The 18,134-nt window shown below is 57.9% G+C and carries 20 protein-coding genes; 1 reads left to right on the top strand and 19 read right to left on the bottom strand.

Annotated elements, in window-relative coordinates:
* Positions 1-16: 16 nt before the first annotated feature.
* From BUC04_RS22185 to rpmH, 19 genes are all read right to left on the bottom strand, one after another.
* The gene (locus BUC04_RS22185; RefSeq protein WP_067665195.1) at positions 17-442 is read right to left on the bottom strand and encodes a F0F1 ATP synthase subunit epsilon; all 426 of its coding nucleotides are present in this window, start codon (positions 440-442) and stop codon (positions 17-19) included.
* An 18-nt stretch (positions 443-460) separates the two neighbouring features.
* On the bottom strand, positions 461-1,843 hold the full coding sequence (atpD, locus tag BUC04_RS22180; RefSeq protein ID WP_067665193.1) for a F0F1 ATP synthase subunit beta: 1,383 nt from the start codon (positions 1,841-1,843) through the stop codon (positions 461-463).
* 33 nt (positions 1,844-1,876) lie between these two features.
* The gene (gene atpG, locus BUC04_RS22175; protein ID WP_067665191.1) at positions 1,877-2,740 is read right to left on the bottom strand and encodes a F0F1 ATP synthase subunit gamma; all 864 of its coding nucleotides are present in this window, start codon (positions 2,738-2,740) and stop codon (positions 1,877-1,879) included.
* A 20-nt stretch (positions 2,741-2,760) separates the two neighbouring features.
* The gene (gene atpA, locus BUC04_RS22170) at positions 2,761-4,302 is read right to left on the bottom strand and encodes a F0F1 ATP synthase subunit alpha (protein ID WP_067665188.1); all 1,542 of its coding nucleotides are present in this window, start codon (positions 4,300-4,302) and stop codon (positions 2,761-2,763) included.
* Positions 4,303-4,317: 15 nt separating this feature from the next.
* Positions 4,318-4,851, bottom strand: a complete 534-nt coding sequence (atpH, locus tag BUC04_RS22165) for a F0F1 ATP synthase subunit delta (RefSeq protein ID WP_067665185.1) — start codon at positions 4,849-4,851, stop codon at positions 4,318-4,320.
* An 18-nt stretch (positions 4,852-4,869) separates the two neighbouring features.
* Positions 4,870-5,340 (bottom strand): F0F1 ATP synthase subunit B, encoded by a 471-nt coding sequence (atpF, locus tag BUC04_RS22160; protein ID WP_067665181.1) that lies wholly within the window; start codon positions 5,338-5,340, stop codon positions 4,870-4,872.
* Positions 5,341-5,412: 72 nt separating this feature from the next.
* The gene (atpE, locus tag BUC04_RS22155) at positions 5,413-5,643 is read right to left on the bottom strand and encodes a F0F1 ATP synthase subunit C (RefSeq protein ID WP_067665178.1); all 231 of its coding nucleotides are present in this window, start codon (positions 5,641-5,643) and stop codon (positions 5,413-5,415) included.
* 31 nt (positions 5,644-5,674) lie between these two features.
* A complete protein-coding gene (gene atpB, locus BUC04_RS22150) occupies positions 5,675-6,499 on the bottom strand; it encodes a F0F1 ATP synthase subunit A (protein WP_067665175.1) in 825 nt (274 codons plus the stop codon).
* Positions 6,500-6,502: 3 nt separating this feature from the next.
* Positions 6,503-6,898, bottom strand: coding sequence for an ATP synthase subunit I (locus tag BUC04_RS22145; protein ID WP_067665172.1), 396 nt, complete (start codon positions 6,896-6,898; stop codon positions 6,503-6,505).
* Positions 6,899-7,180: 282 nt separating this feature from the next.
* Entirely contained in the window at positions 7,181-8,077 is an 897-nt protein-coding gene (locus tag BUC04_RS22140) for a ParB/RepB/Spo0J family partition protein (RefSeq protein WP_067665169.1), read from the bottom strand.
* Between the two features lie 16 nt (positions 8,078-8,093).
* Positions 8,094-8,888 carry a ParA family protein gene (locus tag BUC04_RS22135; RefSeq protein WP_067665166.1) on the bottom strand — a complete coding sequence of 265 codons (795 nt, stop codon included), beginning with the start codon at positions 8,886-8,888 and terminating at the stop codon, positions 8,094-8,096.
* 21 nt (positions 8,889-8,909) lie between these two features.
* Positions 8,910-9,530 (bottom strand): 16S rRNA (guanine(527)-N(7))-methyltransferase RsmG, encoded by a 621-nt coding sequence (rsmG, locus tag BUC04_RS22130; protein ID WP_200804714.1) that lies wholly within the window; start codon positions 9,528-9,530, stop codon positions 8,910-8,912.
* A gap of 87 nt (positions 9,531-9,617) precedes the next feature.
* Positions 9,618-11,507 (bottom strand): tRNA uridine-5-carboxymethylaminomethyl(34) synthesis enzyme MnmG, encoded by a 1,890-nt coding sequence (gene mnmG, locus BUC04_RS22125; protein ID WP_067665163.1) that lies wholly within the window; start codon positions 11,505-11,507, stop codon positions 9,618-9,620.
* A gap of 425 nt (positions 11,508-11,932) precedes the next feature.
* Positions 11,933-12,373, bottom strand: a complete 441-nt coding sequence (mioC, locus tag BUC04_RS22120; RefSeq protein WP_067665160.1) for an FMN-binding protein MioC — start codon at positions 12,371-12,373, stop codon at positions 11,933-11,935.
* Positions 12,374-12,472: 99 nt separating this feature from the next.
* The gene (gene mnmE / locus BUC04_RS22115) at positions 12,473-13,840 is read right to left on the bottom strand and encodes a tRNA uridine-5-carboxymethylaminomethyl(34) synthesis GTPase MnmE (RefSeq protein ID WP_067665157.1); all 1,368 of its coding nucleotides are present in this window, start codon (positions 13,838-13,840) and stop codon (positions 12,473-12,475) included.
* Between the two features lie 103 nt (positions 13,841-13,943).
* A complete protein-coding gene (yidC, locus tag BUC04_RS22110) occupies positions 13,944-15,560 on the bottom strand; it encodes a membrane protein insertase YidC (protein ID WP_067665154.1) in 1,617 nt (538 codons plus the stop codon).
* Between the two features lie 6 nt (positions 15,561-15,566).
* Entirely contained in the window at positions 15,567-15,818 is a 252-nt protein-coding gene (gene yidD / locus BUC04_RS22105) for a membrane protein insertion efficiency factor YidD (RefSeq protein WP_073326157.1), read from the bottom strand.
* The gene (gene rnpA / locus BUC04_RS22100; protein WP_067665151.1) at positions 15,785-16,156 is read right to left on the bottom strand and encodes a ribonuclease P protein component; all 372 of its coding nucleotides are present in this window, start codon (positions 16,154-16,156) and stop codon (positions 15,785-15,787) included. The genes yidD and rnpA overlap by 34 nt, the downstream gene beginning before the upstream one ends.
* 6 nt (positions 16,157-16,162) lie before the next feature.
* Positions 16,163-16,297 (bottom strand): 50S ribosomal protein L34, encoded by a 135-nt coding sequence (gene rpmH / locus BUC04_RS22095; RefSeq protein ID WP_013347301.1) that lies wholly within the window; start codon positions 16,295-16,297, stop codon positions 16,163-16,165.
* 444 nt (positions 16,298-16,741) lie between these two features.
* On the opposite strand from rpmH, the gene dnaA reads away from it, so the two are divergent.
* Positions 16,742-18,130 carry a chromosomal replication initiator protein DnaA gene (gene dnaA / locus BUC04_RS22090; RefSeq protein WP_067665255.1) on the top strand — a complete coding sequence of 463 codons (1,389 nt, stop codon included), beginning with the start codon at positions 16,742-16,744 and terminating at the stop codon, positions 18,128-18,130.
* Positions 18,131-18,134: the final 4 nt, after the last annotated feature.

The following is an 18,134-nucleotide window of genomic DNA, read 5'->3' as shown; positions in this document are numbered from 1 at the left end:
TGACAAGCGTTTGCGCTTACTTGCCCAGTCCTTTGCGGATGGTCTCGACAACACGCAGCTGAGCCAGAGCTCTCTCCAGCTCAACCATGGCTGCGTCGTAGTCGAAGTCGACCCCGGCGTTGGCGATGCGCTCTTGCGCAGCGCGCTTCGCCTCACGGGCCGCTTCCACGTCGATCTCTTCCGCACGAACGGCAACGTCAGCCATCACGGTTACGTTATCGGGCTGAACCTCCAGGAAACCTCCTGACAGGTAGATCAGCTCCTCTTTACCGTGCTGTTTGACGATACGAACCATACCGGGCTTGATGGCAGTCAACAGAGGTACGTGACCCGGCAGGATCCCCAGCTCACCTTCGGAGCCGGTCACTTGCAGGGTTTCTACCAGGCCAGAGAACAGCTTCTCTTGCGCGCTGACGACATCCAAGTGAACAGTCATTGCCATCTCTTCCTCCCGGAAAGATTAAACGTTTTTGCCTTTCTCAACGGCTTCTTCGATGGAACCAACCATGTAGAAGGCCTGCTCCGGCAGGTGATCGTACTCACCGGCCAGGATGCCTTTAAAGCCACGGATGGTTTCCTTCAGCGGAACGTACTTACCCGGAGAACCGGTAAATACTTCAGCAACGAAGAACGGCTGAGACAGGAAGCGTTCGATCTTACGGGCGCGGGCTACGGTCAGCTTGTCGTCTTCAGACAGCTCGTCCATACCCAGGATCGCAATGATGTCCTTCAGCTCTTTGTAGCGCTGCAGAACGGTTTGAACGCCGCGAGCCACGTCGTAGTGCTCTTGACCGATAACCAGCGGGTCCAGCTGACGAGAGCTGGAATCCAGCGGGTCGATCGCCGGGTAGATACCGCGGGCAGCGATATCACGGCTCAGTACCACGGTCGCATCCAAGTGGGCGAAGGTGGTGGCCGGGGACGGGTCAGTCAAGTCATCCGCAGGTACGTATACCGCCTGTACGGAGGTGATGGAGCCGGTCTTGGTAGAAGCAATACGCTCCTGCAGAACGCCCATCTCTTCCGCCAGGGTCGGCTGGTAACCTACTGCAGAAGGCATACGGCCCAGCAGTGCGGATACCTCGGTACCGGCCAGGGTGTAACGGTAGATGTTGTCAACGAACAACAGTACGTCACGACCTTCGTCACGGAACTTCTCAGCCATGGTCAGGCCGGTCAGTGCAACGCGCAGACGGTTACCCGGCGGCTCGTTCATCTGGCCGTATACCAGAGATACCTTGTCCAGTACGTTGGACTCGCTCATCTCGTGGTAGAAGTCGTTACCCTCACGGGTACGCTCACCTACACCAGCAAATACGGAGTAACCGGAGTGCTCAATCGCAATGTTCCGGATCAGCTCCATCATGTTTACGGTTTTACCTACACCGGCACCACCGAACAGACCAACCTTACCGCCCTTGGCGAAAGGACAAACCAGGTCAATTACCTTAACGCCGGTTTCCAGCAGCTCAGTGGCGCTGGACTGGTCTTCGTAGCTCGGGGCTTCACGGTGGATGGACCAACGCTCTTCTTCACCGATATCACCGGCTTCGTCGATGGGCTCACCCAGTACGTTCATGATGCGACCCAGGGTCGCAGTGCCCACCGGAACCTCAATGGCTTTACCGGTGTTGGTTACTTCCAGGCCGCGACGCAGACCTTCGGACGCACCCATTGCGATGGTACGGACTACGCCGCCGCCCAGCTGCTGCTGAACTTCCAGCACCAGGCTGGCGCCATCATTGGATACGTTCAGGGCGTCGTATACCTGAGGAACGGCGTCTTGCGGGAACTCCACATCGACAACCGCGCCAATCACCTGAACAACAGTACCTGTGCTCATGATTTTTCCTCTGATTCTGTCTAAACCGTTGCTTTAAACCGCTGCGGCACCGGCACAAATCTCGCTCAGTTCCTGCGTAATCGCAGCCTGACGAGCCTTGTTGTACACCAGTTGCAGATCGTCGATCAGGTTACCCGCGTTATCGGTAGCGGCTTTCATCGCTACCATACGCGCGGCCTGCTCGGACGCGACATTCTCGACAACCCCCTGGTACACCACGGACTCGACGTAGCGAACCAGCAGCTTATCCAGCAGCGGCTTCGGCTCGTCGGGCTCGTAGACGTAATCCCAGGTGTGGGCTTTATCGAGTGTGTCGATCTTCGGCAACGGCAGCAGTTGATCGATCACCGGATCCTGCTTCATGGTGTTCACAAATTGGTTGTACACCAGGTACAGACGATCCAGCTTGCCCTCGTCGTAGGCATCCAGCATCACCTTCACGGCACCGATCAGATCGGTCAGGCTCGGCTCATCACCGAGGCCTGAGGTCTGAGCGGTTACGTCGCCGCCAAAGGCTTGGAAGAACTGGCAAGCCTTGGAGCCGATGGCAGCGAACTGCACCTCGGCACCCTTGGATTGCCAGTCGGTGGCGGACAACATCATCTGCTTGAACAGATTGACGTTAAGACCGCCACAGAGGCCACGGTCGGTGGAGACTACGATGTAGCCCACCTTCTTAACCTCACGCTCCACCATGTAAGGATGCTTGTATTCGAGAGAGCCTTGCGCGATGTGACCGATCACCTTACGCATGCTATCAGCGTAGGGACGGCTGGCATTCATGCGCTCTTGCGCACGACGCATCTTAGATGCGGCCACCATCTCCATCGCTGAAGTGATCTTCTGAGTGTTTCGAACACTCGCGATCTTGGTACGGATCTCTTTGCCGACAGCCATCTCTTACTCTCCTTGACCTGTTACCAGGTTTGGGTGGCAACGAACTTGTCCATGGCAGACTGCAGCTGACCTTCGATGTCGGAGTTGTAGTTTCCGGTCTCGTTGATCTGCTTCATCAGCTCGGCGTGCTCGCTGTTCATGTAGGAGAGCAGAGCGGCTTCGAAGTCACCAATCTTGGCCACTTCGATGGACTTCAGGAAGCCCTTCTCAGCCGCAAAGATGGAAACAGCCTGCTCGGCAACGCTCATCGGCGCGTACTGCTTCTGCTTCATCAGCTCGGTTACACGCTCACCATGCTCCAGCTGGGCACGGGTGGCGTCATCCAAGTCAGAGGAGAACTGAGCAAAGGCGGCCAGCTCGCGGTACTGTGCCAGCGCGGTACGGATACCACCGGACAGCTTCTTGATGATCTTGGTCTGGGCTGCACCACCTACACGGGATACAGAGATACCGGGGTTTACCGCAGGACGCAGGCCGGCGTTAAACAGGTCGGTTTCCAGGAAGATCTGACCATCGGTAATGGAGATCACGTTGGTCGGTACGAACGCGGATACGTCACCAGCCTGGGTCTCAATGATCGGCAGAGCGGTCAGAGAACCGGTTTGGCCTTTCACTTCACCGTTGGTGAACTTCTCTACGTACTCGGCGTTCACACGGGAGGCACGCTCCAGCAGACGGGAGTGGAGGTAGAAAACGTCACCCGGGAAAGCTTCACGGCCCGGCGGGCGGCGCAGCAGCAGGGAGATCTGACGGTAGGCAACGGCCTGCTTGGACAGGTCATCGTATACGATCAGGGAATCTTCACCGCGGTCACGGAAGTACTCACCCATGGAACAACCAGAGTAGGGCGCCAGGTACTGCAGAGCAGCCGCTTCAGAAGCGGAGGCAACAACTACGATGGTGTTTTGCAGGGCACCGTGCTCTTCCAGCTTGCGTACTACGTTGGCGATGGTGGAGGCCTTCTGGCCGATCGCTACGTACACACACTTAATGCCGGAGTCGCGCTGGTTGATGATCGCATCGATCGCCATCGCGGTCTTACCTGTCTGACGGTCACCAATGATCAGCTCACGCTGGCCACGGCCGATCGGGATCATGGAGTCAACGGACTTGTAGCCGGTCTGTACCGGCTGAGACACGCCTTCACGCTCAATTACGCCCGGGGCGATTACCTCAACGGGGGAGAAACCATCGTTGTCGATGGGGCCCTTACCGTCGATCGGCTCACCCAGGGTGTTTACCACACGGCCCAGCAGGCCACGGCCAACCGGAACTTCCAGGATACGGCCAGTGGATTTAACTTTTACGCCTTCCGCCAGATCGGCGTAAGGACCCATCACAACAGCACCTACGGAGTCACGCTCCAGGTTCAGTGCGATGGCATAACGGTTGCCAGGCAGCTCGATCATCTCGCCCTGCATCACATCGGCCAGGCCGTGGATGCGGACAATACCGTCGCTTACAGAAACGATGGTACCTTCGTTACGAGCTTCGCTGACAACGTTGAACTGTTCAATACGGCTCTTGATCAGTTCGCTGATTTCAGTGGAATTCAGTTGCATGCTCAAATCCCCAAATTAGGATTGCAGCTTGTCGGCAAGGCGGCCGAGCTTGCCGCGTACCGACCCGTCAATAACCATGTCGCCAGTGGTGATGACCACCCCTGCGATCAGGTCCGGGTTCACGCTGCAGTTCAGCTTCACTTTGCGTGCCAAACGTTTTTCCAAAGACGCTGCGATAGTCGCCTGTTGCTCGGCATCCAGCTCGGTGGCAGATTGAACCTCTGCAGTCACCTCCTGGAGCCACTCGTCGCGCATCAGCGCAAACTGGGTTGCAACGGCGGGCAGCGCCACCAGGCGTCCATTTTCTGCCATTACCTTGATCAGGTTCTGGCCATGCAGGTCGAGTTGCTCGCCACTGACGTTGATAAAAATCTCCGACAGTTGCTCCGGGTTGACCTGACCGGACAGCAGATCCGCAACGGTGTCGTTCACCGCCACTTCGGCCAAAAAGGCCAGCATCTGTGCCCACTGATCAACCGCCTGCTTCTCCACCGCAAAATCGAAAGCGGCTTTGGCGTAAGGGCGAGCAATGGTGGTCAATTCAGACATTTAGCCCTCTCCCTTGTATTACAGCTCTTGAGCCAGCTTATCGACAATGTCGCTGTGCGCGTCAGCATCAATGGTACGCTCGAGGATCTTCTCGGCACCCGCTACTGCCAAAACAGCAACTTGGGCGCGCAGTTCATCCTTGGCGCGGTTTCGTTCAGCTTCGATCTCAGCTTCGCCTTGGGCGATGATCTTGGCGCGAACGGCTTCGGCTTCCGCCTTGGCCTCTTCCACCAGAGCACCACCACGCTTGTTGGCCTGCTCGATGATCTCCGCTGCTTGTGCTTTCGCTTCTTTGATCTTCTCTGACGCCTTGTTTTGGGCCAGGTCCAGATCCTTGCTTGCACGCTCTGCGCTAGCCAAGCCGTCTTCGATCTTCTTCTGTCGTTCTTCGATGGCAGCCATCAGCGGCGGCCATACGTACTTCATGCAGAACCAGACGAAGAGGATAAAGGCGATCAGCTGACCGAGTAGGGTCGCGTTGATGTTCACAACGGCATCTCCTCTTTAATCCAATTCAAGTTTTGCCGGAGCAAAACCCGTGAAAGCGGATCGGGGATCGGCTTAGGCGAACAGCATGTACATGGAGATACCAACACCGATCATCGGTACGGCATCCAGCAGACCAGCAATAATGAACATCTTGGTTTGCAGGGTCGGGGCCATCTCAGGCTGACGAGCACAAGACTCCAGGAACTTGCCACCCAGGATGGCGAAACCGAAAGCGGTACCCAGTGCACAGGCAGCCAGCAGGAAAGCAACAGCGATGTAAGTCATATCCATGATTGTCTCCAGATATAAATTATTGAATTATTTAAAATAAATTTTAATGGTCTTCACTTGCCATGCTGAGATACACGATCGTCAGCATCATAAAGATGAAGGCCTGTAGCACGATCACCAGGATGTGGAAGATGGCCCAGAGCACGTGCAGCAGCACGCCCATGGAACCGACCACCACGCCGCCTGTGTAGACGATGGCGATAAGAACGAAGATCAGTTCACCTGCGTAGAGGTTACCGAACAAACGAAGGGACAGAGAGACTGGCTTCGCAAGCAGGGTAACGGTCTCCAGCACGAAGTTGAACGGGATCATTACCGGGTGGTTGAACGGATGCAGCGTCAACTCTTTCGCAAACCCTTTCACTCCCTTCACCTGGATGCTGGTGAAGATAACAATCAACAGCACGCCAATGGCCAGGCCAGCGGTGATGTTCAAGTCGGTCGTAGGAACGATCTTGAAGTAATCAGCACCGGTCGTGCGCATGATCAGCTCGGGAATGAAATCCACTGGGATCAAATCCATCAGGTTCATCAGGAAAACCCAGACGAAGATGGTCAATGCCAGCGGTGCAATGAGTTTATTGCGGCCGTGGAACGCGTCCTTAACGGAAGCATCCACAAACTCCACCACCATCTCGACAAAGCATTGCAGCTTGCCGGGAACACCGGTGGTGGCTTTTTTCGCTACAGAGCGAAACAGCCACAAGAAGAGGACACCAAGGCCAACCGAAAACAGCAATGAATCGACGTGCCAAGTCCAGAACCCTGCTTCCTTACAGGCATAGTTCCAACCGATACCGCTATCGGTGGCACAGACCTGCAAGTTGGTCAGATGGTGCTGGATATATTCCTTTGGAGTAGCAGCCATTATTCATCTCATTGTTTTTGTTGAAAAAAACAAAGGTGCTGCCCAATGTGCCATCAACGCCGTGACGTAACCGAAGAAGAGCGCAGCGGGTGAGCTGAGCTCAGTGACGGCAAACACGTAGGTGAAGAGCACCATGGTTAGCATCAGCTTTATCGATTCCCCGAAGAAAAAGGCACCAAGTACCTCTTTCGCGGCCTTCCCTCCAACTTGAGAGAACGCCAGGAAAGCGAATATGAATCCGGGAAGAACAGCGATTGCCCCGCCTTTGGCTACAAGCATGGCAATCTCTTTCTCCCAGATGACGTAACCCAAACCACTCATTAGCAAGGTTATCGCCAACTGCAGAAGTACCAGTCGATAGGCCGCATTCCGTCGCTGGCGAGCTAATTTGCTAATCAATACTTCAAGCTCCGCATCAGTTTTTGGCAATCTTCCAACAGGGCTGGAAAATTAACCGCAAAAAGCATGCGAAAGTATACCGGCTTAAGGTTTGGATGCAACCAAACGAACCCCCGCTAAGCGTGAGCGCAGGCGAAAAGTCGCGATGTTTTGTGATGCGGCGCAAAAACCGATTTTTCCACGCCCGGTGCGGGCTCAAATCGCTGGCGACTGGGCCGGTAAGCCCAGAGCCAGCGATGGCTTTTTTAACGCTCAGAGAGGGGGAAAAGGGGCCGATGGCCCCTAGTCTTGCTGGTTCAATTGCGGGTCGAGCTTGAGCAAGATCACATCAAGCTGGTCAAGGTCTGCGTAGTTGATCACGAGCTTGCCTTTGCCCTTGCTGCCATGGCGAATATCCACCTCGGCCCCCAAGGTCTGGGTCAGGCGATCCGCCAGGCGAGTGATGTCCGGGTCCTGAGCCTTGGCCTCGGCCGCCGGCTTGGGATTCTGCAGCTTCTGGATCAGCTTTTCGGTATCGCGCACGGTCAGTGCCTTGGCTACCACCTGACGGGCCACCAGGGTCTGTTCGTCCCCTTCCAGCGCCAGCAGGGCACGGGCGTGGCCCATCTCCAGGTCGCCATGCTCCAGCAGGGTCTTCACCTCCTCATTGAGGTTGTTCAGACGCAGCAAGTTAGTGACCGTGGTGCGGGACTTACCCACTGCCTCTGCCACCTGGGCATGGGTCAGCTGAAATTCATCGGTCAAACGCTTGAGGGCGATCGCCTCTTCCATGGCATTGAGATCTTCCCGCTGGATGTTCTCAATCAGGGCAATGGCCACCACGGCGTTATCGTCCACCTGCTTAAGCAGACAGGGCACCCGCTCCAGGCCAGCCATCTGAGAGGCTCGCCAGCGACGCTCACCGGCGATGATCTCGTAACGGTCGCCCGCCAGCTGACGCACCACGATAGGCTGGATCACCCCCTGTGCCTTGATCGAGGCGGCCAGCTCCTCCAGCGCCTCATGGGACATATCACGGCGCGGCTGGTACTGACCGGGTCGCAGGCTGCCCACCGGCAGTTCGAGCAGACCGCCGTCCTGTTCATTGGGGGATTCGACGCTAGGGGCTTGCGCGACGGCCTGGCTGCTGCCGAGCAGGGCATCCAGCCCTTTGCCCAGGCCACGTTTTTTCGGAGACATGGTCGTCCTCTTCAGGTTATTCGGTTGCCAACGAGGTGATCCGCGCCGATTCCTGGCGTCGCAGGATCTCACCGGCCAGGGCCAGGTAGGCCTTGGCGCCGGCGCTGCTCTTGTCGTAGTACATGGCCGGGGCACCAAAGCTGGGCGCCTCCGCCAGTCGGACATTACGGGGGATCACGGTGCGATAGACCTTGTCGCTGAAATGCTGCTTGAGCTGATCAGAGACGTCGTTGGCCAAGCGGTTGCGAGGGTCGTACATGGTACGGAGGATCCCCTCCACCTCGAGCTTGGGATTGATCAACTGCTTGAGCTTGCCAATGGTGTCCATCAGCGCGGTCAGCCCCTCCAGGGCGTAGTACTCGCACTGCATCGGGATCACCACGCCATCGGCGGCCCCCAAGGCATTGACGGTCAACATGTTGAGCGAGGGAGGGCAGTCGATAAAGATGTAATCGTACTGGTCCTGGATCGATTCCAGCGCGGTGCGCAGGCGCAGCTCGCGGGCAAACACCTCCATCAGCTTGATCTCTGCCGCGGTCACATCGGTGTTGGCGGCGATCAGGTGGTATTTGCCAGTGGTTTCGGTCTGGATCACCTCACTGGCGGGGGTTTCCTCCACCAGCAGGTCGTAGGCGGTATGAGAGACCTGGTACTTGTCGATGCCACTGCCCATGGTGGCGTTGCCCTGGGGATCCAGATCGATCAGCAACACCCGGCGTCGGGTCGCCGCCATGGACGCCGCCAGGTTGATGCTGGTGGTGGTCTTACCAACCCCACCTTTCTGGTTCGCTATCGCGATGATTTTGGCCACGGGCGCTCTCCAATTCTCGGTTTACTGGGCAGTGACAATCACCAGGTGCCGCTGGCCTTCCAGTTGCGGCACCTGCAGTGCATGGGACTCTTGTACGGCGAAGCCGGCTGGGATGGCGGCCAACTCGGCCGGGTCCAGTTGCCCCTTCAAGGCATAAAAGCGACCATGGGGGGCGGGCAAGTGATGGCACCAGCTGAGCATGTCCTCCAGCGAGGCAAAGGCTCGGCTGAGAACCCCATCAAAGCCCAGTTCCGGCTGGTAGGCCTCGACCCGACTCTCCACCGCGGTGACGTTGGTCAGCCCCAGTTTGTGGATCACCGTGCGGATAAAGCGGATCCGCTTACCCAGGCTGTCCAGCAGCACAAACTCTTTGTCCGGATTACAGATCGCCAGTGGCAGCCCGGGCAAACCGGGGCCGGTGCCGACGTCGATAAAACGCTGGCCCGCCAGGTGGGGGCCCACCACGATGCTGTCCAGGATGTGGCGCACCAGCATCTCGTTGGGATCGCGTACCGAGGTCAGGTTGTAAGCCTTATTCCACTTATCCAATAGCTCAACCAATTCAACCAGTTGCTTTTGCTGAGCCGGACTGATTTCCAAGCTGGTTTGGGCGATAAGGGCGCTAAGTCTTTGAGCCAGCACGATTGCTGTCCTCCGGAAGTTCAATTTTGCATTATGAAGTGCGCGGCGGGGCATGAAAAGCCCCGCCGCGTTATCGAATGATGATGATCAGGCGCTTTTGCGTAGCAGGCCCTGTTTTTTCAGGTAGACCAGCAGCAGGGAGATGGCCGCCGGGGTCACCCCGGAGATGCGGGAGGCGCTGCCGATGGTTTCCGGCTTGTGGGCGTTAAGCTTGGCCATCACCTCGTTGGACAGGCCTTTCACCTCGGTGTAGTCCAGCTCCAGCGGCAGCACGGTGCCCTCATGGCGTCGAGCCTTCTCGATCTCGTCCTTCTGCCGGTCGATGTAACCGGCGTACTTGATCTGGATCTCCACCTGTTCCGCGGCCGCAGTGTGGTCCAGGCCCGGGCCCAGGCTCTCCACCGCCATAAGCTGGCCGTAGCTGACCTCAGGGCGGCGGATCAGATCCTCCAGGTTGGCTTCCCGCGCCAGCGGGGTCTTGAGCTGAGGATTGAGGACCTCGGCTTCCGGGCTGTCCTTCTGCACCCAGGTGCTGCGCAGGCGCTGACGCTCCTGCTCGATCGCCTCCACCTTCTGGTTGAACAGGGCCCAGCGGTGATCATCCACCAGCCCCATGGTGCGACCCAGCTCAGTCAGGCGCAGATCGGCGTTGTCTTCCCGCAGCAGCAGACGGTATTCCGCCCGTGAGGTGAACATGCGGTAAGGCTCCTGAGTGCCCAGGGTGGAGAGGTCGTCCACCAGCACGCCAAGGTAGGCCTCGTCCCGGCGCGGGGTCCAGGCGCTCTCGCCACGGGTCTGGCGGGCGGCATTGAGGCCGGCCAACAGGCCCTGGGCACCGGCTTCCTCGTAGCCGGTGGTGCCGTTAATCTGGCCAGCAAAGAACAGTCCGTCGATGTACTTGCTCTCCAGCGAGGTTTTGAGGTCCCGTGGATCGAAGTAATCGTACTCGATGGCGTAGCCGGGACGGAGGATCCGGGCCTGCTCAAACCCCTTGATGGAGTGGATCAACTCAACCTGCACGTCGTAGGGCAGGGAGGTGGAGATCCCGTTGGGGTAGATCTCAAAGCTGTTCAGCCCTTCCGGCTCGACGAAGATCTGGTGCGAGGTCTTGTCGGCGAAGCGCATGATCTTATCTTCCACCGACGGACAGTAGCGTGGACCGATGCCGTCGATCACCCCGGTGTACATGGGGCTGCGATCCAGACCGGCACGGATGATCTCGTGGGTCCGTTCGTTGGTGTGGGTGATGTAGCAGGAGATCTGGCGCGGTTGCATCGCCCGGTCACCAATAAAAGAGACCACCGGCGTCGGGGTATCGCCGGGCTGCTCCTGCATCACCGAATAGTCGAGACTGCGGGCATCCAAGCGGGCCGGGGTGCCGGTCTTGAGCCGGTCCATGCGGAACGGCATCTCACGCAGGCGGTGCGCCAGCTTAACCGCGTTGGTGTCGCCGATACGACCACCGCCGTAATTATCCAGGCCGATGTGGATCTTGCCATCGAGGAAGGTACCAACGGTCAGCACCACGGCGTTGGCTCGAAAGTGGATGCCGGCATCGGTGATCACGCCGCAGACCCGGTCCTGCTCCAGGATCAGATCGTTCACTCCCTGCTGGAAGATCTGCAGGTTGTCCTGTTGGAACAGGGTGTCCTGGATTGCCTGCCGGTAGAGGGCTCGGTCTGCCTGGGCGCGAGTGGCCCGTACTGCAGGGCCTTTGGAGGCATTGAGGGTACGAAACTGGATGCCGGAACGATCCGTGGCCAATGCCATGGCACCGCCAAGGGCATCGATCTCTTTCACCAGGTGGCCTTTGCCGATCCCGCCGATCGCCGGGTTACAGGACATCTGGCCCAGGGTATCCAGGTTGTGGGTGAGCAGCAGGGTTTTGCTGCCGGTGCGCGCGCTGGCCAGGGCCGCTTCCGTCCCCGCATGGCCACCGCCCACCACGATCACGTCAAAATGTTCTTGCGCCTGCATGACTCTTACCTATGTATCCCATGGACCAAAAAAGCGCTGCATTCTATCACCGCTTGACCACCAGACAAAGTGTACTTTTTGACCAACCTTGGCGTCGCTCGATCCCTAATATTTAAAAGATCTATTTAAAGATCCTTTGTTATTTCTTTTATTAAGGGAGAGGATCTCTGTGGAAATCCACCAAAATCCCTTTATATACATATATTTGTGTTGGATCGATTGCTGTGATCTTCACGGGATCATCGCGATCGGATCCGGTGGATAGATCGCGATCTTATACACAGGGCGGATCGCAGTGGGATTAGGGTTGTGATTAATCGCCAGTTTGATCACAGCAGGATCCAAGTTTATGCACAGATCCCTGTGGTTAGATCCTTGATCTGTGTATAACAGAGTTGGTCCTGTGATCAAATGGCGATCCGGGGTTAGGCTTCGATCCGATCCAGCCAGCTGTTGAGCCACTGGATCGCCTGATCTTCCGGGAGTTCCAGCTGTTGTACATCGATAAGGATCTTATCCACAGCGGGGATCGCCCCTTTGGATCGCAGCAGCGGATCGAGTCGATCAATCGCGCCACAAAAGGTGTCATAGCTGGAATCACCGATCCCACAGAGGGCATACCTGTGGCCACTGAGATCCTGTTGTTGCTCGAGCCAGTCGGCAAAGGGATGGAGGTTATCCGGCAGTTCTCCGGCACCGTGGGTGGAGCTGACCAATAGCCAAAACGGGGCCTGTTGCAGCGCTTCGCTGTCCAGCTCCAGGCAGGGGATGACCTCATGGCCGGCGGATTCCAGCAGTGGCTGAAGCTCATCAGCCACCGCCTCAGCGCCCCCCATGGTGGTGCCAATGATCAACGCGATCTTCATTGTGATGTTCCTTTTTTCGCGGTTATGGGGCGAGTATACGGCACTAAGGCAGGGATAAAAAAAGCCCCCGCTAGTGCGGGGGCTTCAGGCAAAACAGGGTTACTTGCCGATACAGAAGGAGGAGAAGATCCGACCCAGCAGGTCATCGGAGCTGAACTCACCGGTGATCTCCGCCAAGGCTTGTTGGGCCAGTCTCAGCTCCTCCGCCAGCAGTTCGCCGGCCTGGAATACCGTCAGCTGCTCGTCGCCTTGCTCCAGGTGTTGGGCTGCCTGGGCGAGGGCCTCCAGGTGGCGTTGCCTGGCCATAAAGCCCCCTTCGGCGGTCCCTTGGTAGCCCATACAGGCTTTCAGATGCTGTCGCAGTGGCGCCACACCCTCACCGGTTTTGGCGGAAAGGCGAAACACAGGCGTGCCCTGGTCTTCGCTTTCTCCCAGCGTCTCACCGGTGAGATCCGCCTTGTTGCGGATGATTGATAACCCCATCTCCTTGGGCAGGCGATGGATGAACTCCGGCCAGATCGCTTCCGCCTCACTGGCTTCGGTCTCGGTGCCATCCACCATCAGCAGGACTCGATCAGCCTGCTCTATCTCCGACCAGGCGCGCTCAATGCCGATCCGCTCCACCTCATCGGAGGCCTCGCGCAGGCCGGCGGTATCGATGATGTGCAGCGGCATACCGTCGATGTGGATGTGCTCACGCAGCACGTCCCGGGTGGTGCCAGCGATATCGGTCACGATGGCGGACTCACGTCCGGCCAGGGCATTGAGCAGGCTGGACTTGCCGGCATTGGGCCGACCGGCGATCACTACCTTCATCCCTTCCCGCATCAGCGCGCCCTGGCGGGCACTGTCCTGCACCTGGCCCAGCTGTGCCTTTACTGCGGACAGATCTGCGGCAATGCGACCGTCGGCGAGAAAGTCCACCTCCTCTTCGGGGAAGTCGATAGCGGCCTCTACGTAGATCCGCAGTCGGGTCAGTTGCTCCACCAGGTCGTGGATCTGGGCAGAAAAATCCCCCTGCAGCGAGTGCAGGGCGCTGCGAACGGCCTGCTCTGAGCTGGCCTCGATCAGATCGGCAATCGCCTCGGCCTGGGTCAGATCCATCTTGTCATTGAGGAAGGCCCGCTCGGAGAACTCTCCGGGGCGAGCGGTACGTACCCCGGGCAGGGTGAGGATGGCGCGGATCAGCATGTCCAGCACCACCGGACCGCCATGGCCCTGCAGCTCCAGGACGTCCTCGCCGGTGAAGGAGTGGGGGCCTTTGAACATCAACGCGATGCCCTGGTCCAGGATCTCACCTTTTGCGTCCTTAAACGGCAGGTATTCGGCGTAGCGGGTCTTCGGGATCTTGCCGAGGATGGCCTGAGCGACCTGCTCCGCCTGTTTGCCGGAGACACGGACAATGCCGACGCCGCCGCGGCCTGGGGCGGTCGCCTGGGCGACGATGGTATCGTTGTGATCGGTCATATCGGTTTCTTTGGGAATTTTTGCCAAGTGTAACTGTTTCTACTGTGGCACGGGGATCAAAAAGGCGGCCCGCAGGCCGCCTTTTTCGTGGGGTTACCCCGGCTTATTTCAGCCCTTGGGCATCCAGTTGACGGTAGATGTAGACCTGCTGAGCCAGTGCCACCAGGTTACCCATCAGCCAGTACAGTACCAGACCGGACGGGAACCACAGGAAGAACACGGTGAACATCACCGGCATGTACTGCATGATCTTCTGCTGCATCGGATCCATGTTGGCCATGGTCGGCTGCAGCTTCTGCATGGCGAACATGGAGATACCCATCAGGATAGGCAGCACGTAGTAGGGATCCTTGACCGAGAGGTCGGTGATCCACAGGAAGAACGGTGCGTGGCGCAGTTCCACCCCTTCCAGCAGTACCCAGTAGAAGGCAATAAAGATGGGGAATTGCAGCAGCAGCGGGAAGCAGCCGCCCATGGGGTTCACCTTCTCCTTCTGGTACAGCTCCATCATCGCCTGGCTCATGCGCTGACGGTCGTCGCCGAAGCGCTCCTTCAGATCGGCGATCTTTGGCTGCAGGTTGCGCATCTTCGCCATGGAGGTGTACTGCGCCTTAGTCAGCGGGTACATCAGACCACGGATGATCAGGGTCATCAGGATGATGGCGACACCCCAGTTACCGGCCAGGGAGTGCAGGAATTGCAGCAGGCTGTGCAGCGGTTGGGCGATGAACCACAACCAGCCGTAATCCACCACCAGGTTCAGGCTGGGGGAGAGGGCAGACAGGGCATCCTGGTCTTTCGGGCCGATGTACAGGGTGGCACCCAGGGTTTGCTCGGTGCCCGGGGCGATGATGTGGCTGTCCTGTTTGACGCCAATGATCGCCTCGTTGCTGTTGATGAAGCGGGTGTACAGCTCGTTACGCTCGGTGGCGGACGGTACCCAGGCAGACACAAAGTAGTGCTGCAGCATGGCGATCCAGCCGCCTTCGGTCAGCTGGGCCAGGTTGCCCTTCTGGATCTTGTCGAAGCTGTACTTCTCGTAGCGGGTATCCGCAGTGCCGTAGGCGGCGCCACGGTAGGTCGGCATGAACATGCTGCCTTCATTCTTACCCAGGCTCTGCTTCAACTGGGCGTACATCTGCACCTGGGCGTTTTGCTCGCTCTGGTTGCGGATAACGTAGTCGATGCGGACGTCGTACTGGCCACGGGTAAAGGTGAAGCGCTTTTCGAACTGGATGCCGTTGGCGTCGGTAAACAGCAGCGGAACCACCAGGCTGTCCTGACCATCCTGCAACTGGTACTCGGCGGCTTCAACCTGGTACACCGGACGTTGCTGGCTGTCCGGGCCCTGGGCACCGATCAGGCCGCTCTGAGCGACGTAGTTAAAGTTGCCACTGGTTTCCAGGATCTGCAGTGCTTCGTCGCTGTCCTGCTCAACCTTATGTTGAGGCAGAGCGGCGGCGATGACGTCACCGCCCTGGGTGTCGATGGTCAGGTTCAGGGTATCGGTTTGCACCTGGATCAGGTTGGCCGATACGGTCTCGGATGCAGTAGGAACTGCGCCGGATTGGGTGGCTTGTGGCACATCGGCATTCACCGCCGGGGCGGATTGGGCCTGAACCGGCTCCGCCGGTGGGTTCTGATCGATTTGCCAGTTTTGCCACAGCAAAAAGCTGACGAACAATAACCCGATAAGGATTAAGTTACGTTGAGATTCCATAAGTGTTCAGTCTCTGCCTTGTTTGGCTTTGGGGACCGGATCGTGGCCACCGGGGTGCAAAGGGTGACATTTTAATATGCGTACGATAGCTAACCAACACCCATAGAGCACTCCGCGCTCAGAAATTGCTTCCACGGCATAGTGGGAGCAGCTGGGTGTAAATCGGCAACGCGGCCCGAGCATCGGGCTTATCCAGCGTTGGTATCCCCGGATCGGGGCCAACATCAGGCGTTGAAGCGGCGAGAGAGTTTGCGCCATAACTTGTCGGCCAGTTTGTGCAGATCGGCATTATCCATCTCATCGACTCCTTTCTTGGCGATCACCACGATGTCCACGTTCGGCAGCTGGTGCTGCTGCAGGCGGAAGCTATCACGGATTACGCGCTTGATGCGGTTGCGTTGGCAGGCTTTTTTGACGTGTTTTTTGGCCACGGTCAAACCGACACGAGGGTGGTCTTTGCCGTTAGTGCAAGCGAGGAGGGTGAGCTGGGGAGATGCGGCCCGGACGGGATTCGCGAAGACAGATTTAAAATCGCCGGGAGTTAACAGACGTAACTCCCGGCCGAAGGTGTATCGCACCGATGAGGCGCTTTGCATAACGAATTATGCAGACAGGCGAGCGCGGCCTTTGGCGCGACGACGAGCCAGTACCTGACGACCGTTTTTAGTGGCCATGCGGGCACGGAAACCGTGGTTACGCTTACGCTTCAGTACGCTCGGTTGAAAAGTACGTTTCATAGCTTTTTACCGTATCCAGTTAACTGTACAGATTAACTTTAGACGCCCGAGTCAAGCGTGAAGCTTGAAACCCACAGGCGGTTCAAAAAGAGGCCGAATTCTAATAAAAATCGACCACCACCGTCAAATGATTTTGCGGTGAATTTATCAGGATGATTTCAGTACCCAGTTATTGTGGATAAAACTGTGTATTCACCACAAGATATAGACAGCCCGATCGGGATCGGATCCGCCGGGCGGGGATTATAGAGATCTCTTCGATCCCTTTCCAGCCCAGATTGTTCAAGGGTTTGAGCTGAGCGATCCTGGCGATCTAAGGATCGGATCTGTAAAGAGGATCCTGGATCGGATCTGGGGATAACCTGCGTTTGGCTATGGTGATCCGCTCACAACAAGAGTAAAATCAGCTCTCTTTACTGTGTGATCGTGTTGGGGAAGAAAGCGGTGAGTGTACCGATATGGCAACGCTGTGTGGCGCTGCTCCAGGAGGAGCTGCCGGCGCAGCAATTCAGCTTGTGGATCCGACCGCTGCAGTCCGAGTTGATCGGCGATACCTTGGTGCTGTACGCACCGAACCGTTTCGTACTCGACTGGGTACGGGACAAATACCTCAACAAGATCACAGGCTTTCTTCACCAGGAGCTGGGCGATCAAGCACCCACCCTGCAGTTCGACATCGGCAGCAAGCCAGAAGCCCGGCCCAAGGTGGCGATGGGTGAGACCACCCGACCGGTGCCACCGCCGACCGCCGCCAGCCCGGCCCCGGCCGCCCCGGTCCGGGAGGCCCCTGCCGCGCCGCAAGCGGGCAGTGCCCGTTCCAATATCAACCTGACCTACCAGTTTGATAACTTCGTTGAGGGTAAATCCAACCAACTGGCCCGGGCTGCGGCCAGCCAGGTGGCGGATAACCCCGGCGGCGCCTATAACCCGCTGTTCCTCTATGGCGGTACTGGCCTGGGCAAAACCCACCTTCTTCACGCGGTGGGTAATGGCATCATGAAGAACAAGCCGAACGCCAAGGTGGTGTACATGCACTCCGAGCGGTTTGTACAGGACATGGTGAAGGCGCTGCAGAACAACGCCATCGCTGAGTTCAAGCGCTACTACCGCAGCGTAGATGCCCTGCTGATCGATGACATCCAGTTTTTTGCCAACAAAGATCGCTCCCAGGAGGAGTTCTTCCACACCTTTAATGCGCTGTTGGAAGGCAACCACCAGATCATCCTGACCTCGGATCGCTACCCCAAGGAGATCGACGGGGTTGAGGATCGGCTCAAGTCCCGCTTCGGCTGGGGCCTGACCGTGGCGATCGAGCCGCCGGAGCTGGAAACCCGGGTGGCGATCCTGATGCGTAAGGCGGAAGAGAGCAGCATCCACCTGCCTGACGAAGTGGCTTTCTTTATCGCCAAGCGATTGCGCTCCAATGTTCGAGAGCTTGAGGGGGCGCTTAATCGGGTGATAGCGAACGCTAACTTTACCGGGCGACCGATCACCATCGATTTCGTCCGTGAGGCACTGCGTGACCTGCTGGCTTTGCAAGAGAAGCTGGTCACCGTGGACAACATCCAGAAGACCGTGGCGGAGTATTACAAGATCAAGGTGGCGGACCTGCTGTCCAAGCGCCGGTCTCGCTCCGTTGCCCGCCCGCGCCAGGTGGCCATGGCGTTGGCTAAAGAGCTGACCAACCACAGCTTGCCGGAGATTGGTGACGCCTTTGGCGGTCGCGATCACACCACGGTGCTGCACGCCTGCCGCAAGATCGAGCAGCTGCGGGAAGAGAGCCACGACATCAAAGAAGATTACGCTAATCTGATCCGAACTTTGTCATCTTGATAGG

Source organism: Ferrimonas marina, assembly GCF_900129905.1.
GTDB lineage: Bacteria > Pseudomonadota > Gammaproteobacteria > Enterobacterales > Shewanellaceae > Ferrimonas > Ferrimonas marina.
This window is presented reverse-complemented; position numbering and strand designations above follow the sequence as displayed.

What these genes read in the sequence shown, in the direction of transcription:
- BUC04_RS22185 (WP_067665195.1), bottom strand. Translation starts at nt 442, where the DNA reads ATGGCAATGACTGTTCACTTGGATGTCGTCAGCGCGCAAGAGAAGCTG.
- atpD (WP_067665193.1), bottom strand. Translation starts at nt 1,843, where the DNA reads ATGAGCACAGGTACTGTTGTTCAGGTGATTGGCGCGGTTGTCGATGTG.
- atpG (WP_067665191.1), bottom strand. Translation starts at nt 2,740, where the DNA reads ATGGCTGTCGGCAAAGAGATCCGTACCAAGATCGCGAGTGTTCGAAAC.
- atpA (WP_067665188.1), bottom strand. Translation starts at nt 4,302, where the DNA reads ATGCAACTGAATTCCACTGAAATCAGCGAACTGATCAAGAGCCGTATT.
- atpH (WP_067665185.1), bottom strand. Translation starts at nt 4,851, where the DNA reads ATGTCTGAATTGACCACCATTGCTCGCCCTTACGCCAAAGCCGCTTTC.
- atpB (WP_067665175.1), bottom strand. Translation starts at nt 6,499, where the DNA reads ATGGCTGCTACTCCAAAGGAATATATCCAGCACCATCTGACCAACTTG.
- BUC04_RS22140 (WP_067665169.1), bottom strand. Translation starts at nt 8,077, where the DNA reads ATGTCTCCGAAAAAACGTGGCCTGGGCAAAGGGCTGGATGCCCTGCTC.
- mnmG (WP_067665163.1), bottom strand. Translation starts at nt 11,507, where the DNA reads ATGCAGGCGCAAGAACATTTTGACGTGATCGTGGTGGGCGGTGGCCAT.
- mioC (WP_067665160.1), bottom strand. Translation starts at nt 12,373, where the DNA reads ATGAAGATCGCGTTGATCATTGGCACCACCATGGGGGGCGCTGAGGCG.
- mnmE (WP_067665157.1), bottom strand. Translation starts at nt 13,840, where the DNA reads ATGACCGATCACAACGATACCATCGTCGCCCAGGCGACCGCCCCAGGC.
- yidC (WP_067665154.1), bottom strand. Translation starts at nt 15,560, where the DNA reads ATGGAATCTCAACGTAACTTAATCCTTATCGGGTTATTGTTCGTCAGC.
- yidD (WP_073326157.1), bottom strand. Translation starts at nt 15,818, where the DNA reads ATGGCGCAAACTCTCTCGCCGCTTCAACGCCTGATGTTGGCCCCGATC.
- rnpA (WP_067665151.1), bottom strand. Translation starts at nt 16,156, where the DNA reads ATGCAAAGCGCCTCATCGGTGCGATACACCTTCGGCCGGGAGTTACGT.
- rpmH (WP_013347301.1), bottom strand. Translation starts at nt 16,297, where the DNA reads ATGAAACGTACTTTTCAACCGAGCGTACTGAAGCGTAAGCGTAACCAC.